Here is a 17,773-nt window from a genome sequence, read left to right as displayed (position 1 = left end):
CATCCCCGCGTTACCGGCGCGCAGGCTCATGCGCCTGAGCGATAGCGCTTGAGCAGCGCAGCAGTTGCGCTATTCCGAAGCGGATGGAAATCCCCTTTGAAACTGGCCCTGCGCGGTATCAACCGCCGCAAGATTACCCCTATGCGAGCGATCCGAAATTGCGCTTCGATCAGCGCAGACTGGCGCGGATTGTCGGAGTGATCGCACTGGGTATGCCGGTTGTGCTGGGTCTGGGCGGGCTGGCGCTGGGCGAGTTTCGCACCGCGCTGTCGGGCTATTATTACGAACCCATCGTGCTCGGGGATTTCTTTGTCGGTTGCCTGATCGCTATCGGAGCCCTGTTGATGGCCTATCGCGGTTGGTCACCCAAGGTCGCACAATTGGCGACGATTGCCGGGTTTGCCGCATTTGCGGTGGCGCTGGTGCCGATGGATGGCTGGATCGTCGCCAGCGGCGCGGCGATTTATCCCGAAGCCGGATATTGGGTTCATGCCGGCGCGGCGGGTATCCTGTTTGCAATTTTGGCGTTTTTCTGCCTGTTCGTGTTCACCAAAGTGCCCATGGATACCGCTGGTGAAAAACCGGCGCTGACCCCGGCCAAGCGTCGCCGCAATGTGATTTATCGCACTTCCGGTGTTATCATCGCGGTGAGCGCGATTGCCATCGGCGTGGGCGATCTGGTGTTTGGTGATTGGTGGAACGCACGCAGTATGACATTCTGGATGGAAGCGGTGATCCTTGCCGCCTTTGGCATATCGTGGCTTACTCAGGGCCGGGTGCTTGATCCGCTATCAGACCCGCGCGACCGGCAGGATGCAGCGATTGCCAAGCAGCGGACGCGCTAGGTCCTGACCGCAAACCGCTTGCCTTTGTTCGCCCGAATTGAGACATCATCATCGCAGGCACCATGCTAGAAATTCCATCATACCATGCCATCGCCGCAATGGCTGTTACGACCGCGATGTTCGTGGCGTTTGCGCGCGGGCGTTTGTCGGTGGAAATCGTCTCTCTGCTGACCATCGCGGTGATCGCCGTGGGGCTGTATTTCTTCCCGCTCGAAGGGAACAAGCCGACCGATGGTCTTGCGCTCGCCTTTGGCGGGTTTGGCCATTACGCGCTGATTACGATCTGCGCGCTGATGATCATGGGCCGGGGGCTGGTGGTCACCGGCGCGCTCGAACCGGCGGCGCGGTTGCTGGAAACTGTATTCAAGTTCAATCTGAAACTGGGCCTGCTGGTGTCGCTGCTGATCGCATTTGCGCTATCGATGGCGGTCAATGATACGCCGGTGCTGGTGCTGTTGCTGCCGATTTTTGTGGGGTTGGCGGCTAAAGGAGCAATGCCAGCATCAAAGACCCTGATCCCGCTCAATGCAGCGGTGCTGATCGGCGGGATGGCGACCACTATCGGCACCTCGACGAATATTTTGGTCACCTCGATTGCTGTCGATCTGGGGCAGCCGCAGATGGGGGTGTTTCACTACACGCCGATCGTGCTGCTCGCAGCGCTGGTGGCGATGCCCTATCTCTGGCTTGTGATGCCGCGATTACTGGGTGACAACAGCGTTGCCGCAGACAGCAACCGGCGGATGTTTCAAACGCGTCTGAGGGTGGGCGCCGAAAGCATATTGGCGGGTGCCGAACTGTCGGCGATCCGTGACAAATTGCCGCAGAATATCACGTTTCACAATCCGCCACCGGGCGCGCTTCAACCGCAACAGCGGTTGCATATTTCCGGCACTCACGAGGCGCTAGAGGATGCCACCCGCGTGCTGCGCGGGGAGCTTGCGCCAAGCTGGGTGCTGGACCGGATCAAACGCACATCCACTTCGAAGAGAGAGGATGTGATGGTTGTAGAGATGACGGTTACGGCGGATTCGCGGCTGATTTCGCGGACCTTGCCCAGTTCTGGCATCGCAGACCTGTATAGCGTGGCGGTGCTGGGCATCCACCGTCCTGAGAGGTTGTTGGGAGAAAAGGACCAATTTTCCGAAGGCGGCGACCTGCGCATTTCAGAAGGCGACGTGCTGCTGGTCATGGGGATATTGGAAGACCTGCAAAGCTTTGCCCGCAGCGACAGCCTGTTGATGCTCGAAGGCGGACGCGAACTGCCTCGGCGATCAAAGGCGGTCATTTCGGCAGTCATTATGGGCGGATCGGTGGCGCTGGCCTCGTTTGGCTTTCTGCCGATTGCGATTTCGGCGCTGGCGGGCGCGATTTTGATGTTTGTCACCGGCTGCGTCAAATTTGACCGTGTAGGCCGGGCGCTGTCGGCCAAGGTCATCGTGCTGGTCGCGGCAAGTATAGCAGTCGGAAGGATCATCCTGGAAAGCGGGGCCGCGAGTTGGCTGGGCGAGACTCTATCGCTGGGACTGGTGTTCCTGCCGCCCGCTTTGGTTTTGGCGGCAGTGATGGTGTTTGTCACGCTGCTCACCAATTTTGCTTCCAATGCAACCGCTGCAACCGTCGGCACGCCGATTGCGTTCAGCATCGCCACTAAGCTTGGCATGCCTCCCGAACCGCTGATTCTGGCAGTGCTGTTCGGCTGCAACCTGTGTTATGCAACCCCGATAGCCTATCAGACCAATATGCTGATCATGGCCGAAGGTTCGTATGAATTTGCCGATTACATTCGCACGGGTGTGCCGCTGGTGGCGTTGATGGTGACGACGCTGTCGATCTTGCTGGTGCTGTTTTATGGTCTGTAGATTGATGGGCTGCGATTTTCCTGCACGGCGCAAATATGCCATGACATCGGCATGATGGTTTTACGCCACACTGACCCTGCCATTGCACCGGTCTTAATGGCGATTGACGAAGGATGGGAGTTCGCCACCGGGACAATGTGTCAGGTGTGTCAGGGCAACCCGCAACAGGGAGAGAGATAGCGATGCTTAAACGGGTTCTGGCAGCGAGCGCTGCAATGGGGATGGTGCTGGCTGCGCCGGTGCATGCAGAGGATCACGCGGACGGCCTGCGCAGCGCGGTGATGGAAGACTTGCCTGAACTGGTGGCGCTGTATCAGGATCTTCACGCCAATCCCGAACTCAGCTTTCAGGAGCATGAGACCGCCGCCAAACTGGCCGCGCGCGCTCGCGCGCTCGGCTTTGAGGTGACAGAGGGCGTGGGGCAGACCGGTGTGGTTGCGGTGATGCGCAATGGCGAAGGGCCAACCGTGATGCTGCGCGCCGACATGGACGGCCTGCCGGTGGTTGAGCAGACCGGACTGCCCTATGCCTCGACCCGCACGGCGGTGCCTGCGACCGGCGAGGAAACCGGGGTGATGCATGCCTGCGGTCACGACACGCATATGGCAGCTTGGATCGGTGCGGCGCAGCTGCTGTCAGAGCGCAAGGACGATTGGTCGGGCACTTTGGTGATGATCCTGCAACCGGCAGAGGAAACCGGCGAGGGCGCGCTGGCGATGCTGGCCGATGGCCTCTACACCCGGTTCCCCAAGCCTGACTATGTGCTCGCATTTCACGATGCGGCTCAGGCCCCTGCGGGTTTGATCGGTTACTCTTCGGGATATGCATTGGCCAATGTCGACAGCGTCGACGTGGTGATTCCGGGCATTGGCGGGCACGGCGCCTATCCGCACACGACCAAAGATCCGGTGGTGATCGGCGCGCATATCGTGACCCGGCTGCAAACGCTGGTCAGCCGCGAGCTCAACCCGCTCGATTCCGCTGTGGTCACCGTGGGCAGCTTCCGCGCAGGATCAAAGCACAACATCATCAGCGACGAAGCGCATTTGCAGATCACCGTGCGCAGTTACACCGACGAAGTGCGTGCCTCGCTGCTCGAAGGGATCGCGCGGATCGCGCGGGCGGAGGCAATGGCAGCGGGGATGCCCGAGGACAAGCTGCCGGTGGTGACGGTGCAGGATCCCTACACGCCATCGACGTTCAACACGCCGGAAATGACCGCTTCGGTGATGGCAGGCCTGTCGGAGCGCTTCGAAGGGCGCGTGTTCGAAGTGCCAAGCGTAATGGGCGGCGAGGATTTCGGTCAGTTCCACCGCGCCGACCCGGAAAATGTCGAATCGCTGATCTTCTGGGTCGGCGGGGTCCCGATGGACGAATATCAGGCGTCGCAGCGCGGCGAGGTCGAACTCGTCAGCCTGCATTCGCCATTTTGGGCGCCCGATGCGCCAGTGGTGATCGCCACGGCGACGGAGGCACTGACCGCGGCGACATTGGACCTCATGCCCAAAAGCGGCGGTTAACCGCGCACAAGGTTACGGCCGCCGGAAGGGGGCGTTCGCCCGCATCCGACGGCCGTATTCTCCTCCCCAGGAGAACGGGCGCAAACTGCGATGAATCGGCTTCTTATTTGCCGTCCGGAACGTAGGTGCCGAGCCGGTGGTGCAGCGCGTTGATCTTGGCCAGTTCGTCGCGGTCTTCGGTGGCGCGGGCATGGCTTTCGAGCGCGCGGCGCAGCAGCTTCATATCAGCGGTGGAAAGCAGCGCGCGGGCGCGCGAAGGTTCGCGGCTTGATGTGTCGGTATCGCTCATTGTCTCTCTCCTGAAGGGATAATGATGAAGCTAATGAGGGGAATGTCAGGTTCCCGCAAGCCCTGCAATTGGTTCACAATTGTCATAGCTTGCGGGAACCCCTCTCCAACGTGGTTACGCTGCGGCGAATTGGTTCATGGTGTTGTCCTTGCCGCCCGCTTTCAGCGCGGCTTCCCCGGCAAAATACTCCTTGTGATCGTCGCCCAGATCGCTGCCAGCCATGTTTTGATGCTTCACGCAGGCGATCCCTTGGCGGATTTCTTCGCGTTGAACATTCTTGACATAGCCCAACATGGCCTGCTCGCCGAAATACTCGCGCGCGAGATTGTCGGTGGACAGCGCCGCGGTGTGATAGGTCGGCAATGTGATGAGATGATGGAAAATGCCCGCATGCCGCGCCGCATCCGCCTGGAACGTGCGGATTTTCTCATCGGCTTCGATAGCGAGATCGGTGCCATCGTAATCGATGCTCATCAAACCAGCGCGGTCATAGGCGGACACATCCTTGCCAGATTCTGCCCAAGTATCGAACACTTGCTGACGGAAATTGAGGGTCCAGTTGAATGAAGGCGAATTGTTGTAGACCAGTTTGGCATTGGGGATCACTTCGCGCACCCGGTTCACCATTCCGGCAATCTGCTGGACGTGCGGCTTCTCGGTTTCGATCCAGAGCAGATCGGCGCCATTCTGCAGAGAAGTGATGCAATCGAGCACGCAGCGGTCTTCGCCCGAGCCTGCACGGAATTGATAGAGGTTTGAAGGAAGCCTTTTGGGCGTCATCAATTTGCCATCACGGCTGATGAAAACCTGACCATTGGTGATGTTGGCCGGATCAACTTCCTCTGCATCGATGAAGGCGTTGTATTGATCGCCCAGATCGCCCGGTTCTTTCGAAAAGGCGATCTGTTTGGTCAGGCCAGCACCGAGCGAATCGGTGCGCGCGACGATGATACCGTCCTCAACTCCCATTTCGAGGAAGGCGTGGCGGATCGCGCGGATCTTTTGCAGGAAATCCTCATGCGGCACTGTGACCTTGCCGTCCTGATGGCCGCACTGCTTTTCGTCCGAAACCTGATTTTCGATCTGGAGCGCGCAGGCACCGGCTTCGATCATCTTTTTGGCGAGCAGATAGGTAGCCTCGGCATTGCCGAACCCGGCGTCAATGTCGGCAATAATCGGCACGACATGGGTTTCGTAATTGTCGATCTGGTTTTGCAGATCCTTTGCCTTGACCTCGTCGCCCGCATCGCGTGCAGCATCGAGAGCGCGGAACAGGCCGCCAAGTTCGCGGGCATCGGCTTGCTTAAGAAAGGTGTAGAGCTCCTCGATCAGCGCGGGCACGCTGGTCTTTTCGTGCATGGATTGGTCGGGCAGCGGGCCAAATTCGCTCCGCAAGGCCGCAATCATCCAGCCGGAAAGGTAAAGATAGCGCCGCTTGGTCGTGCCGAAATGCTTTTTGATCGCGATCATTTTCTGCTGAGCGATAAATCCGTGCCAACACCCCAGCGACTGGGTGTAGGCTGCGGGATCGGCATCATATGCCTCCATATCGGCGCGCATGATCTTCGCGGTGTATTTGGCAATATCAAGGCCAGTGCGGAACCGGTTCTGAATCACCATGCGTGCGGCACCTTCGGAGTCGATTGCGCTCCAGCTGGGGCCGTTGGCGGTGATAAGCTGCTGCATCTGGGCGACAGTGTTCTGGTAAGTCATGTTTGGCTCCTGCTTGAGAGGGGAGGTAATGCCCGCTCTTTGCATGGTGCAGCGCAGCGTAACAGAAAAAATTACAGAATATCTTGTCTCTATCGCCGCAATTACGGCACATCTTGTGTAATGATGTAAAGATAGTTACAAGACCGACCATGCCTGAGAACGCTCTCCTTGCTGGCCCCTCGCTGCGCCGCCTGCGCAAACGCGAAGGGCTGACTCAGGCTGCAATGGCGGCTTCGCTGGGTATCAGTCCCAGTTATCTCAACCTGATCGAACGCAACCAGCGCCCGCTTTCTGCGCGAGTGTTGGTGCAAGTGATCGAACGCTATGACTTTGACCCGCGCAGCCTGCGCGAAGATGAAGCGATTGGCGGTGTCGATGGCCTTGCGCGGCGAATGGCGGACAAACGCTTTGCTGATCTCGGGATTGATCGGGAAGAGGTGCAGGAATTTTTGGCCGCCGCACCGCAGGCGGCGGCGGCCTTTGCGCGGCTTTATGACAATTCGCATCCCGGCATAGAGCGTAGCGATGATCCCGTGGGCGAAGCACGGCAGGCTATTGAACGGTGGCAGAACCACTTTGCCGATCTCGATCATGCCGCAGAGGATCTTGCCGACGAATTGCGGCTGTCGCGCGGGGACATCAGCGCGGCCTTGATCGAAAGGCTGCGTGAAAAACACCGCCTATCGGTGCGTGTGCTTCCTGCAGAGGTGATGCCGGGACTGGTCAATCGGCTTGATCTGCATGCCCGTCAATTGCAGGTCTCGGAAATGTTACCCGGTGCCGCGCGGCGATTCCAGATTGCCCGTCAGGTCGGTAGCCTAGAACAGCGCGACACCATTGAAACGCTCGTGGCAGGGGCCAAGCTGTCATCGCCAGAGGCGCGCGACCGGTTCCGCGAACATATCACCGATTACGTCGCGGCGGCGTTGTTGATGCCGTATCGCCGGTTTCTGCGGGCGTGCGAGCAGACCGGATATGACCTTGCGGTGCTGCAACGCCGGTTCGCGGTGAGTTTCGATCAATTGGCGCAGCGCCTGACGACCTTGCAACGCGTGGGCGAACGCGGATTGCCGTTCTTCAGTGCAAGGTTCGGACGCACCGGCCGGATGGTCCATTTCAGCGCAGGAGCGAGCGGTGCGATCTATCCCCTCGATGGCGCGCGCTGGCCCGCGTGGGCGCCCTATGCCGCGTTCGAAAGCCGCGGCACAATGTTGATGCAGGCGGTTACTTTTGGCGAAGGCGAGGCCGCGCAGCGTCACTGGTTCACGATTGCCCGCACGATCGAGGTTGACGGCGCGGCTTGTTCGGCGCGCCGGTCAATCGTGCTGGGGATCGAGGCGCGCTTTGCCGGCGATCTTACCCATGCGCGGGGAGTGTCGCTCGATCCGCAGGACGCGGTGCCACTGGGCGTGGGGTGCCCGCGCTGCGGTCGGGCGGATTGTCTGACCCCGGCACCGCCGCGACTGGCACCGATGCGGGCCGATACAAGAGAGGCCTGACCTTAAAGGCTAAGGCGTGATTAACTTTGCAGACACGCAGAAATCAGCGCCTCTGATCAGCGTTGTAAAATTTACCGACACTTAAGCTCTCGGGTTTACATCATCGTCGCAAGAACCCTTAGTTTAAGGTCGATCCGCACCGATGATCCGGTTGTTCAAGCATTACATTCCCCACGGCGTGCTGCTGCTCGGCCTGCTTGATCTTGCCCTGCTGGTGCTGGCAAGCGAACTTGCATGGCAGGTGCGCGCCTCGCAGATCGGGATGGATCCGGGGCAGTTTGAGGATCGCTGGGTCCCATTGGTCGGATCGGCGGGCATCGTCTGGTTGGCGATGATAGCGGTGGGCGTATACGGCCCATATGCCCTGCGCAGCCTGCGGTTTGCAGCCGCGCGGTTGCTGGTGGCGATCAGCCTAGGCATTATCGCATTGGCGACGATCGACTGGATCTTGCCGGGCGACACATTCTGGCGCTCAACTTTGCTGTATTCGATGGGATTTGCGGTGCTGGTGCTGGTCGCAGACCGGCTGCTGCTCAACAGTTTTCTGGGCTCTTCGGCGTTTCGGCGGCGGGTCATGGTGCTGGGAGCAGGCGACCGGGCGCAGCGCCTGCGCGAACTGGGCGACCGGCCCGAAGCCGGCTTCGCGATCGTTTCCTACATCGCCATGGGTGAACCAGAACGAGTGGTCGAAGAAGCCATCTCGCGCGAGGCGATCCATGATCTGGGCCGGTTCGTGGAGAATTTGGGTGTCAGCGAAGTTGTCCTTGCCTTGCAAGAGCGGCGCAATTCGCTGCCGCTGGGCGATCTCCTGCGGATCAAGACCAAGGGCGTGCACGTCAACGATTTTTCCAGCTTCCTCGAACGCGAAACGGGCAGGGTCGATCTGGACACGGTCAATCCCAGCTGGCTGATATTTTCAGACGGTTTTTCCAGTGGGCGGTTGTTTTCGAGCGCCCTGAAACGGGTGTTCGATATCACTGCCAGCGTCATCCTGTTACTGCTGACATTCCCGATCATCGCCATCTTTGCCGCCATCGTAAAGCTGGACAGCAAGGGACCGGCGTTTTTCCGGCAAGAGCGCGTGGGTTTGTTCGGTGAGCCCTTCCACCTCATCAAACTGCGTTCGATGCGCATTGATGCGGAAAAGGACGGGGCAAAATGGGCAGAGGAAAACGACCCGCGCATCACCCGCGTCGGGCGCTTTATCCGCAAAGTCAGGATCGACGAACTGCCGCAGACATGGAGCGTGTTGAAAGGCGAAATGAGCTTTGTCGGGCCGCGGCCCGAAGTCCCGCAATTCGTCGATAGCCTGCAGGAGGAAATCCCCTTCTACGGCGAACGGCATATGGTCAAACCCGGAATTACGGGCTGGGCGCAGATCAATTACCCCTATGGCGCATCCAACGAGGATAGCCGCAAGAAGCTCGAATATGATCTGTATTACGCCAAGAATTACACGCCGTTTCTCGATTTCGTGATTCTGCTGCAAACGGTGCGGGTCATCCTGTGGCCCGAGGGCGCGCGGTGATGACTGGGTTCTCGGGTCTGGCTCCCTACGCGGCATTGGTCTGCTATCTCGCAGGGGCGGTGCTAAGCTGCTGCGCGGGTTTGTGGATCGCGCGGTTTGGCGACCGGGATAGGCCGGATCGCGGCGCGGCGCTGGCGGCATGCGCAGCGATTGCGATCTGGTGCGCGGCATCGGTCGCCTTTGGCCCCGGTTCGGCCGCTATCGAGATTGCCGCAACCTTGCGCAATCTGGCGCTGATTGCGGTCATTTTCCGGCTGTTCTCCGCAGACGGGCGCGATGAAAGCCTAAAGCCAACGCGCCCGGTGATCTTTGCGCTGGCAATGGTTCAATTGATGCAACCGGTCCTGCTGGTGGTGCATGCTCAAGCCGGATTCATCCCAGAAATCGCGCAAATCACATTTGAAGTGGGCACCTTGCTCAATATGCTGGTAGCCATTGGCGCGTTGGTTTTGCTGCACAATCTTTATGCCGGGGCCGCAGCTTCTTCACGCAAGATCATCCAATGGAGCGGGATCGCGCTGGCAGGGTTGTTTGCCTATGATCTCAACCTGTTCACCATCGCCTATCTCGGCGGGGAATATCCATCGGTATTGGTGGGTCTGCGCGGATTGTTGGCGGGGATCATGGCGGGGCTGATTGCTCTTGGTGCGAATGCCGCCAGCGCCGGTTTGCAATTCCGCCCTTCGCGCGCGGTGACGTTTCAGTCGCTCTCATTGCTGGTCATCGGCAGCTATCTGTTGGTGATGGTGCTGGTGACGCGGTCGCTGGCATTGCTTGGCGGCGATATTGCCCGCGCCAGCCAGGTGATCTTTCTGGTGCTGGGGGCGGTCGCGGCAGTTGCGTGGTTGCCATCGGCACGGGTGCGAGGGTGGCTTCGGGTTACTGCGATCAAACATCTGTTTCAGCATCGCTATGACTACCGCGAGGAATGGCTGCGCTTCACCCGCACAGTCGGACACGGAGCAAGCACCAGCAGCAGTCTGCATACCAGTCTTCATGAACGCGCGATCAAGGCGATTGCGGACATCACCGACAGCCCTGCGGGGCTGTTGCTGGCTCCCAATGAAGAGGCTCAACTGGAACTTACTGCGCGTTGGAACTGGGCCACGATCGAAGTGCCAGCGGCTGCGGGCGATTATGCCTTGTCGGGATTACTGGAACAGCACGCGCATATTCTGGACCTTGATGAGGTTCGCAGCGGGATCGACCATCACGGCGAGCTGAAACATGTACCCCCTTGGCTGAGCGAAGCCGATGATGCCTGGGCCTTGGTGCCGCTCATTCACTTTGATCGGTTGGTGGGCGCAATCGTGCTGGCGCGCCCGCGTATTGAGCGGCGGCTTGATTGGGAAGATTTCGACCTCTTGCGCGTGGTCGGCCAACAACTTGCCAGCTATCTTGCCGAACAGTCAGGGCAACAGGCGCTGATGGATGCGAGCCGGTTTGACGAGTTCAACCGCCGCATGGCGTTTGTGATGCACGACATCAAGAATTTGGCGAGCCAGATTTCGCTGCTGTCTGGCAACGCTCAGAAACACGCCGACAATCCCAAATTTCGCGCCGACATGTTGGTGACTTTGCGCAATTCCTCTGAAAAGCTGAACGCTTTGCTGGCGCGGCTCAGCCGCTATGGAGCGGGTCAGACGCAGCAAGTGCGCGAAGTCGATCTATCGGCCATTGCAGCGGCAATCGAGGCGCGTTTCAAAGGCGGGCACCCGGTCCGCGTGACCCGTTTCGATCCAGTCAAAGTGTTGGCCGACACCGAAAGCCTCGAACAGGCTTTGATCCATCTGGTGCAGAACGCAATTGACGCCAGCGGGCCCGAAGACGCAGTATATCTAAGCGTCAGTGCAGAAGGCCTGGTCGGCCACATCGAAATTGTGGATTCGGGCACAGGCATGTCCCCCGAATTTGTTCGCAGCGGTTTGTTCAAACCCTTTGTTTCCTCAAAACAGGGCGGGTTCGGGATCGGCGCATTTGAAGCGCGCGAGTTGATCAAGGCGATGGGCGGCCGGATCAGTGTCGAAACGCGCGAAGGCATCGGCACCCGTTTCAGCGTAACCTTGCCCGTCCCCGAGGCAGCACGACTACGCGAGTACCCCATGACTCCCAACCATCAAGAGGTCGCATAATGGCCGACAAGAAACCCACTCTGCTCGTGATCGAGGATGACGAAGGCCTGCAGGCCCAGCTCAAATGGGCCTATGACGATTTTGAGGTCGTGATCGCGGGCGACCGCGAAAGCGCGATCAATGCCTTGCGAAGCGAAATGCCCGCTGTGGTGACGCTGGATCTGGGCTTGCCGCCTGATCCTGATGGGACTCGCGAAGGTTTCGCCGTGCTCGACGCGATTATGACGTTGAAGCCCGACACCAAGGTTATCGTTGCCAGCGGCCACGGCGCGCGCGAAAGCGCGCTGCAGGCGATTGAGCGCGGCGCGTATGACTTTTATCAAAAGCCGGTCGATATCGACGCCTTGGGCTTGATCGTGCGGCGGGCCTTCAACCTGCATCAGATCGAGGAAGAAAACCGCCGTCTGGTTGCGCATGCGAGCGAAGACAAGACCGTGCTCGGCCGCCTGATCACGGGCGCGCCGGAAATGGTCAAGGTTGCCCGCACGATTGAGCGCGTGGCCAGCACCAATGCCTCTGTCATGCTGCTGGGTGCGAGCGGAACGGGCAAGGAATTGCTGGCCAAAGGGCTGCATGATGCCAGCAACCGGGCGGGCCGACCGTTTGTGGCGATCAATTGCGCCGCGATCCCGGAAAACCTGCTCGAAAGCGAATTGTTCGGTCATGAAAAGGGCGCGTTTACCGGCGCGGTCAAGACCACCGAAGGCAAGATCGAATGCGCCGATGGCGGAACACTGTTCCTGGATGAAGTTGGCGATATTCCGCTCCAGCTTCAGGTGAAATTGCTGCGGTTTCTGCAGGAACGCACCATTGAACGGATTGGCGGGCGCAAGACCATTGCGGTCGATACGCGGATCGTTTGCGCCACGCATCAGGATCTTGAAACCATGATCGGTGCCGGTTCATTCCGCGAAGACCTGTTTTACCGCCTTGCTGAAATCGTAGTGCGTATCCCCGGCCTGGCCGAACGCCACGGCGACGCCGTGCTGCTGGGCAGGGCATTTCTCAAACGGTTCGCCAAGGAGATGAACCCGTCTGTCACCGGTTTTGCCCCCGATGCGCTCGCCGCGATTGATGCGCATGATTGGCCGGGCAATGTGCGCGAGCTTGAAAACCGGGTGAAGCGCGCGGTCATCATGGCTGATGGCAAGCTGGTGAATGCAGACGATCTCGACTTTGCCGGGGACACGCACGAGGACGAAGACGTCCTCAATCTGAAGGCCGCGCGCGAACAATCGGACCGGCGCATCATTCGCCATGCTCTGGCGCGCAGCGAAGGGAATATTTCCAGCACCGCCAAGATGTTGGGGATCAGCCGCCCGACGCTTTATGACCTGCTAAAGCAGTATGATCTCCATGCGTAAGCTGAGCGTTATCTGCGCTGCGCTGGCGCTGGTCGGTTGTTCGGCGGAACAGGGCGGCAGCGGCAATTCCGCGCTGACGGGCAGCGATACATTCCTCGAATATATCGATGACGCCCGGTTGGCGGTGCGCAGCGGAGATCTGGCCGAAGCGGGCAGGCTGTATGACGAAGCGCTGAAGCTGGAACCAGAAAGCCCCGGCCTGTGGGTCGATATTGCCCAATTGCGGTTTCGCGGCGGCGAACATCTGATCGCTATCGAGGCTGCGGATCATGCGCTTCAGCTAGACCCGCAATATGCTCCCGCGCTGTTGATGCGCGCGCAATTGGTGCGCGATGCCAATGGACTGGCGGAATCGCTGCCATGGTTCGAAGCGGCGGTGAGTGCAGACCCGCAAAATGCCGAGGCTCTGGGAGATTATGCGGCGACGCTGGGCGATCTGGGCCGGTATGGGGATATGTTGGCGGTCGTGCACGAATTGGGCGAGATCGCGCCGACCTATCCGCCCTTGCATTACCTTCAGGCGGTGCTGGCCGCGCGCGCCGGTGATCCGGTGCTGGCCAGCACGCTGCTTTCGCGCAGCGGGCTGAGGAACAAGGGCGTTCCGGCGGCCATGATGCTGGATGCGATTGTCGATTTGCAACAAGGCAATGCCGACACCGCAGCCGCAACGCTGGAGCAACTGGCTCAGCTGCAACCGGGCAATATGCGGGTCAGCGAATTGCTCGCTCGCGGGCTGTGGCTGGGCGGGCGTGACCGCGAAGTGGTTGACCGGTTCGCGGCCTATGCCGAGCGACCTGAAGCCTCGCCTTATCTCGTGATGCTGGTGGGCCGCAGTATGGAAAGGATGGGGGATCGCCGCCGCGCCATTTCCTATATCCTGCGCGCGCAGCAAGCCTTCGAAGCCGGGCAGATCGTGCTTGATGGCAATGGCGGCGGTGCTGCATTGCCCGCAGCGACAGCGGAATTGCGCGGTTTGGCAGCAAACGGGGCCGCCGCCGAAGCACGCAGCCGCGCCGAACAATTGCTCCGCCGGTTTCCCAATTCGGGCGATGTTCACCTGCTTGCAGGTGACACGGCCTTGGGTGCAGGCGATGCCGAACGCGCGCTCGAACTGTATGCTGTTGCTGCCAGAGTGCGCCGTTCATGGCCGCTGACGCGCAAGATTTATGCCGCCTACCGGCAAATCGGTGACAACCGCGCCGCCGATGTTCTGCTCAGCCGGTATATCGCCGGTGATCCGCAGAACACTTCGGCCTTGCTGTTGTTGGCCAAACGAAGCGCGCAAGATGAAGATTGGCTGCGGGTCGAGGTTCTGCTCAATACGGCCGCACAGCTTGGCGCCGGCAATGATCTCGAAGTGCTTTCGTTGAGAGCGCAGGCCGCGCGCGCGCTGGGGCACGCAGATGATGCTGCCCAGTTTGACGCGCAGCGCCGCCTGCTCGCGCCGGGCAGCCTGGTTCGGCTGTAACACTCACAGGTTCCGGGATAGCACTGGGCGCTCGACAATCGCAGATCAAGCGGGCAGGGGCGCGCGTCATGATGGCGCGCCTTTCACTGTTTGCCGACCCGATGATTGCGGTGCTGGTCCTTGCGACCGCACTCGCTTTCATCGTGCCCGCCATCGGCGAAGTGCGGGGCGAGGCGCAGGCCATTTCCAACGCGGCGATATTCGTGCTGTTTCTGGTGAACGGCATGCGGATTGCGCGCGGAGAGATCGCGCGAGGGCTGGCCAACTGGCGGTTCTTTCTACCGCTGTTTCTATGGGTGTTTGGCGCGATGCCGCTGATCGGGCTGGCTATGTCTTACGTTGCGGGGACGATCCTGCCGCCGATGGTAGCGCTGGGCTTTCTGTATTTCGGCACGCTGCCATCGACGGTGCAATCGGCGACATCCTACACCAGCCTGGCGGGCGGCAATATCGCGCTGTCGGTGGTGGGGGCGGCGCTGATCAACATAGCCGGTGTGTTTGTAACCGCACCCTTGTTTGCGGTGCTCGCGTCCAGCGAAGTCGCCGAAATCGGTAGTCAGACCATCTTTCGCATTGGCGCAATCCTGATCCTGCCGTTTGTGATCGGACAGGCGGTGCAGGGCTGGACGATTGAGTGGCTCAAACAGCGCAAAAGCGACGTCGCATGGCTGGACCGGATGGTAATCGGGATCGCCGTCTATGTCGCTTTTTCGGGGGCCGTGGAACAGGGCCTCGCGACGATGTTCGGGGCCGCTCAATGGGTCGGACTGATCGGGTTGGTGGCGGCGTTCCTGGCAATCGGCACCAGCGGGGCATGGATTGCGAGCGGTTTGCTCAAAGTCGCGCGCGCAGACAGAATTGCGTTCCTGTTTGCCGGATCGCAGAAAAGCGTCGCAATCGGTGCGCCCATGGCGGCCATCCTGTTTCCCGCAGAAGTCGCCGGCTTCGTGATTGCGCCGCTGCTGCTTTACCATTTGCTGCAATTGCTGGTCGCCGCGCCGGTGGCGAACCGGCTGGCGCGGGATCAGTCCTTGGGCTGATAGGTCTGGTCTTCGCCGGGAAAGGCGCGGGTGCGCACTTCGTGGGCGTAGGCCGCGGCAGTCTTGTCGATCATGCTGGCTATGTCGTCATAGCGTTTTACAAAGCGCGGGACGCGTTCGAACATGCCCAGCATGTCTTCGGTCACCAGCACCTGACCGTCGCACCGGGCCGAGGCACCGATCCCGATCGTCGGGCAGGACACCGCCTGCGTCGCATCAATGGCAATGGGTTCGACCACCCCTTCGATGACGATGGCAAACGCGCCGGCCTTATCCAAAGCCACTGCGTCGCTCACGATCTTGTCGGCTTCGGCATCGGAGCGTCCGCGCGCCATATATCCGCCCAGAACATTGACCGCCTGCGGGGTCAGCCCGACATGACCCATCACTGGAATACCGCGCGAATTCAGGAATTCGACCGTCTCCGCCATGGCCTCCCCGCCTTCCAGTTTTACCGCCGCCGCGCCGGTTTGTTTGAGCAGATAGGCCGCGCTGTCAAAGGCCAGCTCCTTCGAACTTTCATACGAACCGAACGGCATATCGACGACCACGACCGAATGATAACTGCCGCGTACCACCGCCGCGCCGTGGTTCGCCATCATCTCCAGGGTCACGGGAATGGTGGAGGGCAGGCCGTAAATCACCTGACCCAGCGAATCCCCCACCAGCAACAGGTCGCAATGCGCATCGAGCAATTGCGCCTGACGCGCGGTATAGGCGGTCAGCATCACCAGCGGCTCTGCGGTGATCCCATCGACCTTGCGCGCGCGGATTCGCGGGACCGTCAGCCGTTTCATCGGCACAGGAGTGGGATTGGCGCGGCTGGTGCTCGTATCGAGCTGGAATGTAGTGGACATAATGTGCGGTTTAGCGCCCGCTGGGCACAATGGCAAAGTCCGCGGGGTGCATTGGCCCTTGGCGAGGGCGCTGTTTCGTTGCACATAGGTGACAAGACGGGAAATCGCTCCGTAGGTCCGCATCGCAATGCGCCTGCGCAGCAAGGGGAAATCTGCGAACATGGTAGCAAAATTGGATTCGTCCGCGCGCGAAGGTTGGTCTTCGCGCAGTGCGTTCATTCTGGCAGCGATCGGTTCGGCCGTCGGCCTGGGTAACCTTGTTCGCTTTCCGGCAGAGGCAGGAGCCAATGGGGGCGGGGCTTTCGTTCTGTTTTATATCTTGTGCATCGTGCTGATTGGGCTTCCGGTGTTGTTGTCCGAAACTTTGATCGGACGGCATGGGCAAGCAGCGGCTCCAGAAAGTTATCGCAAACTGGCGCAGGAATCGGGCGCTTCGAAACATTGGGAAATGGTCGCATCGCTGGGTGTGTTTTCGGCGTTTCTCGTGCTCAGCTTCTACTGCGTGCTGGGCGGATGGGTGCTGTATTATATCGGCCTGTTCCTCTCGGATCTGGCGACGACTGGGGTTTCAGGTGTTGCCTTTGACGGGATGAGTTTTGAACAGGTCGATGCGCTGTTTCCTGCTATGATCGGCAATGGCGTAATAACGTCGATCACCAATTTGGTGTTCCTCTTCGTCACACTGATTTTCGTCGCGCGCGGCATTTCAGGCGGGATTGAGAAGGTGGCGGTTTACCTGATGCCGACTTTCTTCATCTTGCTGGTGGGGCTAACAATCTATTCGATGATCGGCGGGGCGATGGACCAGACCGTTGCCTATCTCTTTACCTTTGAACCGGAAAAGTTGACCGGTGAGGTAATGCTTGCCGCAGTGGGTCAGGCGTTTTTCTCGCTGTCGCTGGGGGTGGCTGGGATGGTGACTTACGGTGCTTATGTCGGGCGCGACGTCAATCTGGCGGGCACTTCGGCGATCATCGCGGGGGCGGATAGTGCAGTCGCCCTGATCGCGGGCTTGTGCATTTTCCCTATCGTATTTGCCGCTGGCCTTGCCCCCAATGGCGGGCTCGGGTTGATGTTCCAGACGCTGCCGCATGCGTTTCAGGAGATTCCGTTTGGTTCGGTAATCGGGCTGGCGTTTTTCATAATGGTCGCGTTTGCGGCGCTGACCAGTTCGGTTGCGCTGATGGAAGTGCCATCAGCATGGGTAATCGACCGGTTCAAGCTGGCCCGCCCGGTGGCGGTGGTGCTGGTGACGTTGGGCGCGGCGGTGCTGGGCACGCTTTCGGCGCTGTCGACGGGGATACTGTCGGGTTTTCACCCGCTCGGCTTTCTGCCTATGTTCGAAGGGCAGGGTGTTCTAGACACGCTCGACACCTTCACCAGCAAGTTGACTATGCCGATCTGTGCGTTGGCGACCGCGGTATTTGTCGGCTGGATTGCCGAACGGCGGTTGGTTGATGCCGAAAACGGGCTTGAGGGCGGCTTGCACAAGTTCTGGCTGTTCCTGGTGCGGTGGTTCTGCCCGATTGCGCTCTTCCTGATTCTGCTTGGTGGGATTTTGCCCCAGCAGATGAGCGAGTTGTTTGCACTGATCGGCGGTTAGCCACTCCATATCTACAGAGCGATTGCTGCATTGCAATCGCTCCGTAAATATGG

Annotated in this window: 13 protein-coding genes; 10 read left to right on the top strand and 3 right to left on the bottom strand. The window is 60.0% G+C overall.

Features of this window, described 5'->3' with window-relative positions; all coding sequences use genetic code 11:
• Window positions 1–83 precede the first annotated feature (83 nt).
• The 3 genes from ACM64M_RS10640 to ACM64M_RS10630 all read left to right on the top strand — a co-directional run bounded on the left by ACM64M_RS10640 (window position 84) and on the right by ACM64M_RS10630 (window position 4,227).
• Window positions 84–845 carry a hypothetical protein gene (locus tag ACM64M_RS10640; RefSeq protein ID WP_416228663.1) on the top strand — a complete coding sequence of 254 codons (762 nt, stop codon included), beginning with the start codon at window positions 84–86 and terminating at the stop codon, window positions 843–845.
• Window positions 846–943: 98 nt separating this feature from the next.
• The gene (locus ACM64M_RS10635; RefSeq protein WP_416228662.1) at window positions 944–2,707 is read left to right on the top strand and encodes an SLC13 family permease; all 1,764 of its coding nucleotides are present in this window, start codon (window positions 944–946) and stop codon (window positions 2,705–2,707) included.
• A 215-nt stretch (window positions 2,708–2,922) separates the two neighbouring features.
• On the top strand, window positions 2,923–4,227 hold the full coding sequence (locus ACM64M_RS10630; RefSeq protein WP_416228703.1) for an amidohydrolase: 1,305 nt from the start codon (window positions 2,923–2,925) through the stop codon (window positions 4,225–4,227).
• Window positions 4,228–4,330: 103 nt separating this feature from the next.
• Here ACM64M_RS10630 and ACM64M_RS10625 read toward each other — a convergent pair whose 3' ends face one another.
• Window positions 4,331–4,516 carry a hypothetical protein gene (locus ACM64M_RS10625; RefSeq protein WP_416228661.1) on the bottom strand — a complete coding sequence of 62 codons (186 nt, stop codon included), beginning with the start codon at window positions 4,514–4,516 and terminating at the stop codon, window positions 4,331–4,333.
• Window positions 4,517–4,630: 114 nt separating this feature from the next.
• A complete protein-coding gene (locus ACM64M_RS10620; protein ID WP_416228660.1) occupies window positions 4,631–6,229 on the bottom strand; it encodes an isocitrate lyase in 1,599 nt (532 codons plus the stop codon).
• A 149-nt stretch (window positions 6,230–6,378) separates the two neighbouring features.
• On the opposite strand from ACM64M_RS10620, the gene ACM64M_RS10615 reads away from it, so the two are divergent.
• The 6 genes from ACM64M_RS10615 to ACM64M_RS10590 all read left to right on the top strand — a co-directional run bounded on the left by ACM64M_RS10615 (window position 6,379) and on the right by ACM64M_RS10590 (window position 15,260).
• Window positions 6,379–7,728, top strand: coding sequence for a helix-turn-helix domain-containing protein (locus ACM64M_RS10615; protein WP_416228659.1), 1,350 nt, complete (start codon window positions 6,379–6,381; stop codon window positions 7,726–7,728).
• A gap of 142 nt (window positions 7,729–7,870) precedes the next feature.
• The gene (locus ACM64M_RS10610) at window positions 7,871–9,256 is read left to right on the top strand and encodes a TIGR03013 family XrtA/PEP-CTERM system glycosyltransferase (protein WP_416228658.1); all 1,386 of its coding nucleotides are present in this window, start codon (window positions 7,871–7,873) and stop codon (window positions 9,254–9,256) included.
• The gene (gene prsK, locus ACM64M_RS10605; RefSeq protein WP_416228657.1) at window positions 9,256–11,388 is read left to right on the top strand and encodes an XrtA/PEP-CTERM system histidine kinase PrsK; all 2,133 of its coding nucleotides are present in this window, start codon (window positions 9,256–9,258) and stop codon (window positions 11,386–11,388) included. Before ACM64M_RS10610 ends, prsK begins: the two co-directional genes overlap by 1 nt.
• Window positions 11,388–12,752 (top strand): PEP-CTERM-box response regulator transcription factor, encoded by a 1,365-nt coding sequence (prsR, locus tag ACM64M_RS10600; RefSeq protein WP_416228656.1) that lies wholly within the window; start codon window positions 11,388–11,390, stop codon window positions 12,750–12,752. Before prsK ends, prsR begins: the two co-directional genes overlap by 1 nt.
• Window positions 12,745–14,220, top strand: a complete 1,476-nt coding sequence (locus ACM64M_RS10595; RefSeq protein ID WP_416228655.1) for a tetratricopeptide repeat protein — start codon at window positions 12,745–12,747, stop codon at window positions 14,218–14,220. Before prsR ends, ACM64M_RS10595 begins: the two co-directional genes overlap by 8 nt.
• A gap of 68 nt (window positions 14,221–14,288) precedes the next feature.
• A complete protein-coding gene (locus ACM64M_RS10590) occupies window positions 14,289–15,260 on the top strand; it encodes a bile acid:sodium symporter family protein (RefSeq protein WP_416228654.1) in 972 nt (323 codons plus the stop codon).
• Here ACM64M_RS10590 and panB read toward each other — a convergent pair.
• Window positions 15,245–16,117, bottom strand: coding sequence for a 3-methyl-2-oxobutanoate hydroxymethyltransferase (panB, locus tag ACM64M_RS10585; protein ID WP_416228653.1), 873 nt, complete (start codon window positions 16,115–16,117; stop codon window positions 15,245–15,247). The two genes, ACM64M_RS10590 and panB, sit on opposite strands and share 16 nt — an antisense overlap.
• Window positions 16,118–16,277: 160 nt before the next feature.
• Here panB and ACM64M_RS10580 point away from each other — a divergent pair, with 160 nt between their 5' ends.
• Window positions 16,278–17,720: a sodium-dependent transporter gene (locus ACM64M_RS10580; protein ID WP_416228652.1), complete on the top strand. Its 1,443-nt coding sequence runs from the start codon at window positions 16,278–16,280 to the stop codon at window positions 17,718–17,720.
• The last annotated feature ends 53 nt before the right edge of the window (window positions 17,721–17,773 follow it).

The organism is Qipengyuania sp. ASV99 (genome assembly GCF_047872805.1).
In the GTDB taxonomy this organism is placed as follows: Bacteria; Pseudomonadota; Alphaproteobacteria; order Sphingomonadales; family Sphingomonadaceae; genus Erythrobacter.
This window is presented reverse-complemented; position numbering and strand designations above follow the sequence as displayed.

Excerpts from the sequence above, each read along its gene's own strand:
- ACM64M_RS10640 (WP_416228663.1), top strand. The coding sequence starts at position 84 with ATGGAAATCCCCTTTGAAACTGGCCCTGCGCGGTATCAACCGCCGCAA.
- ACM64M_RS10635 (WP_416228662.1), top strand. The coding sequence starts at position 944 with ATGGCTGTTACGACCGCGATGTTCGTGGCGTTTGCGCGCGGGCGTTTG.
- ACM64M_RS10630 (WP_416228703.1), top strand. The coding sequence starts at position 2,923 with ATGGGGATGGTGCTGGCTGCGCCGGTGCATGCAGAGGATCACGCGGAC.
- ACM64M_RS10625 (WP_416228661.1), bottom strand. The coding sequence starts at position 4,516 with ATGAGCGATACCGACACATCAAGCCGCGAACCTTCGCGCGCCCGCGCG.
- ACM64M_RS10620 (WP_416228660.1), bottom strand. The coding sequence starts at position 6,229 with ATGACTTACCAGAACACTGTCGCCCAGATGCAGCAGCTTATCACCGCC.
- ACM64M_RS10615 (WP_416228659.1), top strand. The coding sequence starts at position 6,379 with ATGCCTGAGAACGCTCTCCTTGCTGGCCCCTCGCTGCGCCGCCTGCGC.
- ACM64M_RS10610 (WP_416228658.1), top strand. The coding sequence starts at position 7,871 with ATGATCCGGTTGTTCAAGCATTACATTCCCCACGGCGTGCTGCTGCTC.
- prsK (WP_416228657.1), top strand. The coding sequence starts at position 9,256 with ATGACTGGGTTCTCGGGTCTGGCTCCCTACGCGGCATTGGTCTGCTAT.
- prsR (WP_416228656.1), top strand. The coding sequence starts at position 11,388 with ATGGCCGACAAGAAACCCACTCTGCTCGTGATCGAGGATGACGAAGGC.
- ACM64M_RS10595 (WP_416228655.1), top strand. The coding sequence starts at position 12,745 with ATGCGTAAGCTGAGCGTTATCTGCGCTGCGCTGGCGCTGGTCGGTTGT.
- ACM64M_RS10590 (WP_416228654.1), top strand. The coding sequence starts at position 14,289 with ATGATGGCGCGCCTTTCACTGTTTGCCGACCCGATGATTGCGGTGCTG.
- panB (WP_416228653.1), bottom strand. The coding sequence starts at position 16,117 with ATGTCCACTACATTCCAGCTCGATACGAGCACCAGCCGCGCCAATCCC.
- ACM64M_RS10580 (WP_416228652.1), top strand. The coding sequence starts at position 16,278 with ATGGTAGCAAAATTGGATTCGTCCGCGCGCGAAGGTTGGTCTTCGCGC.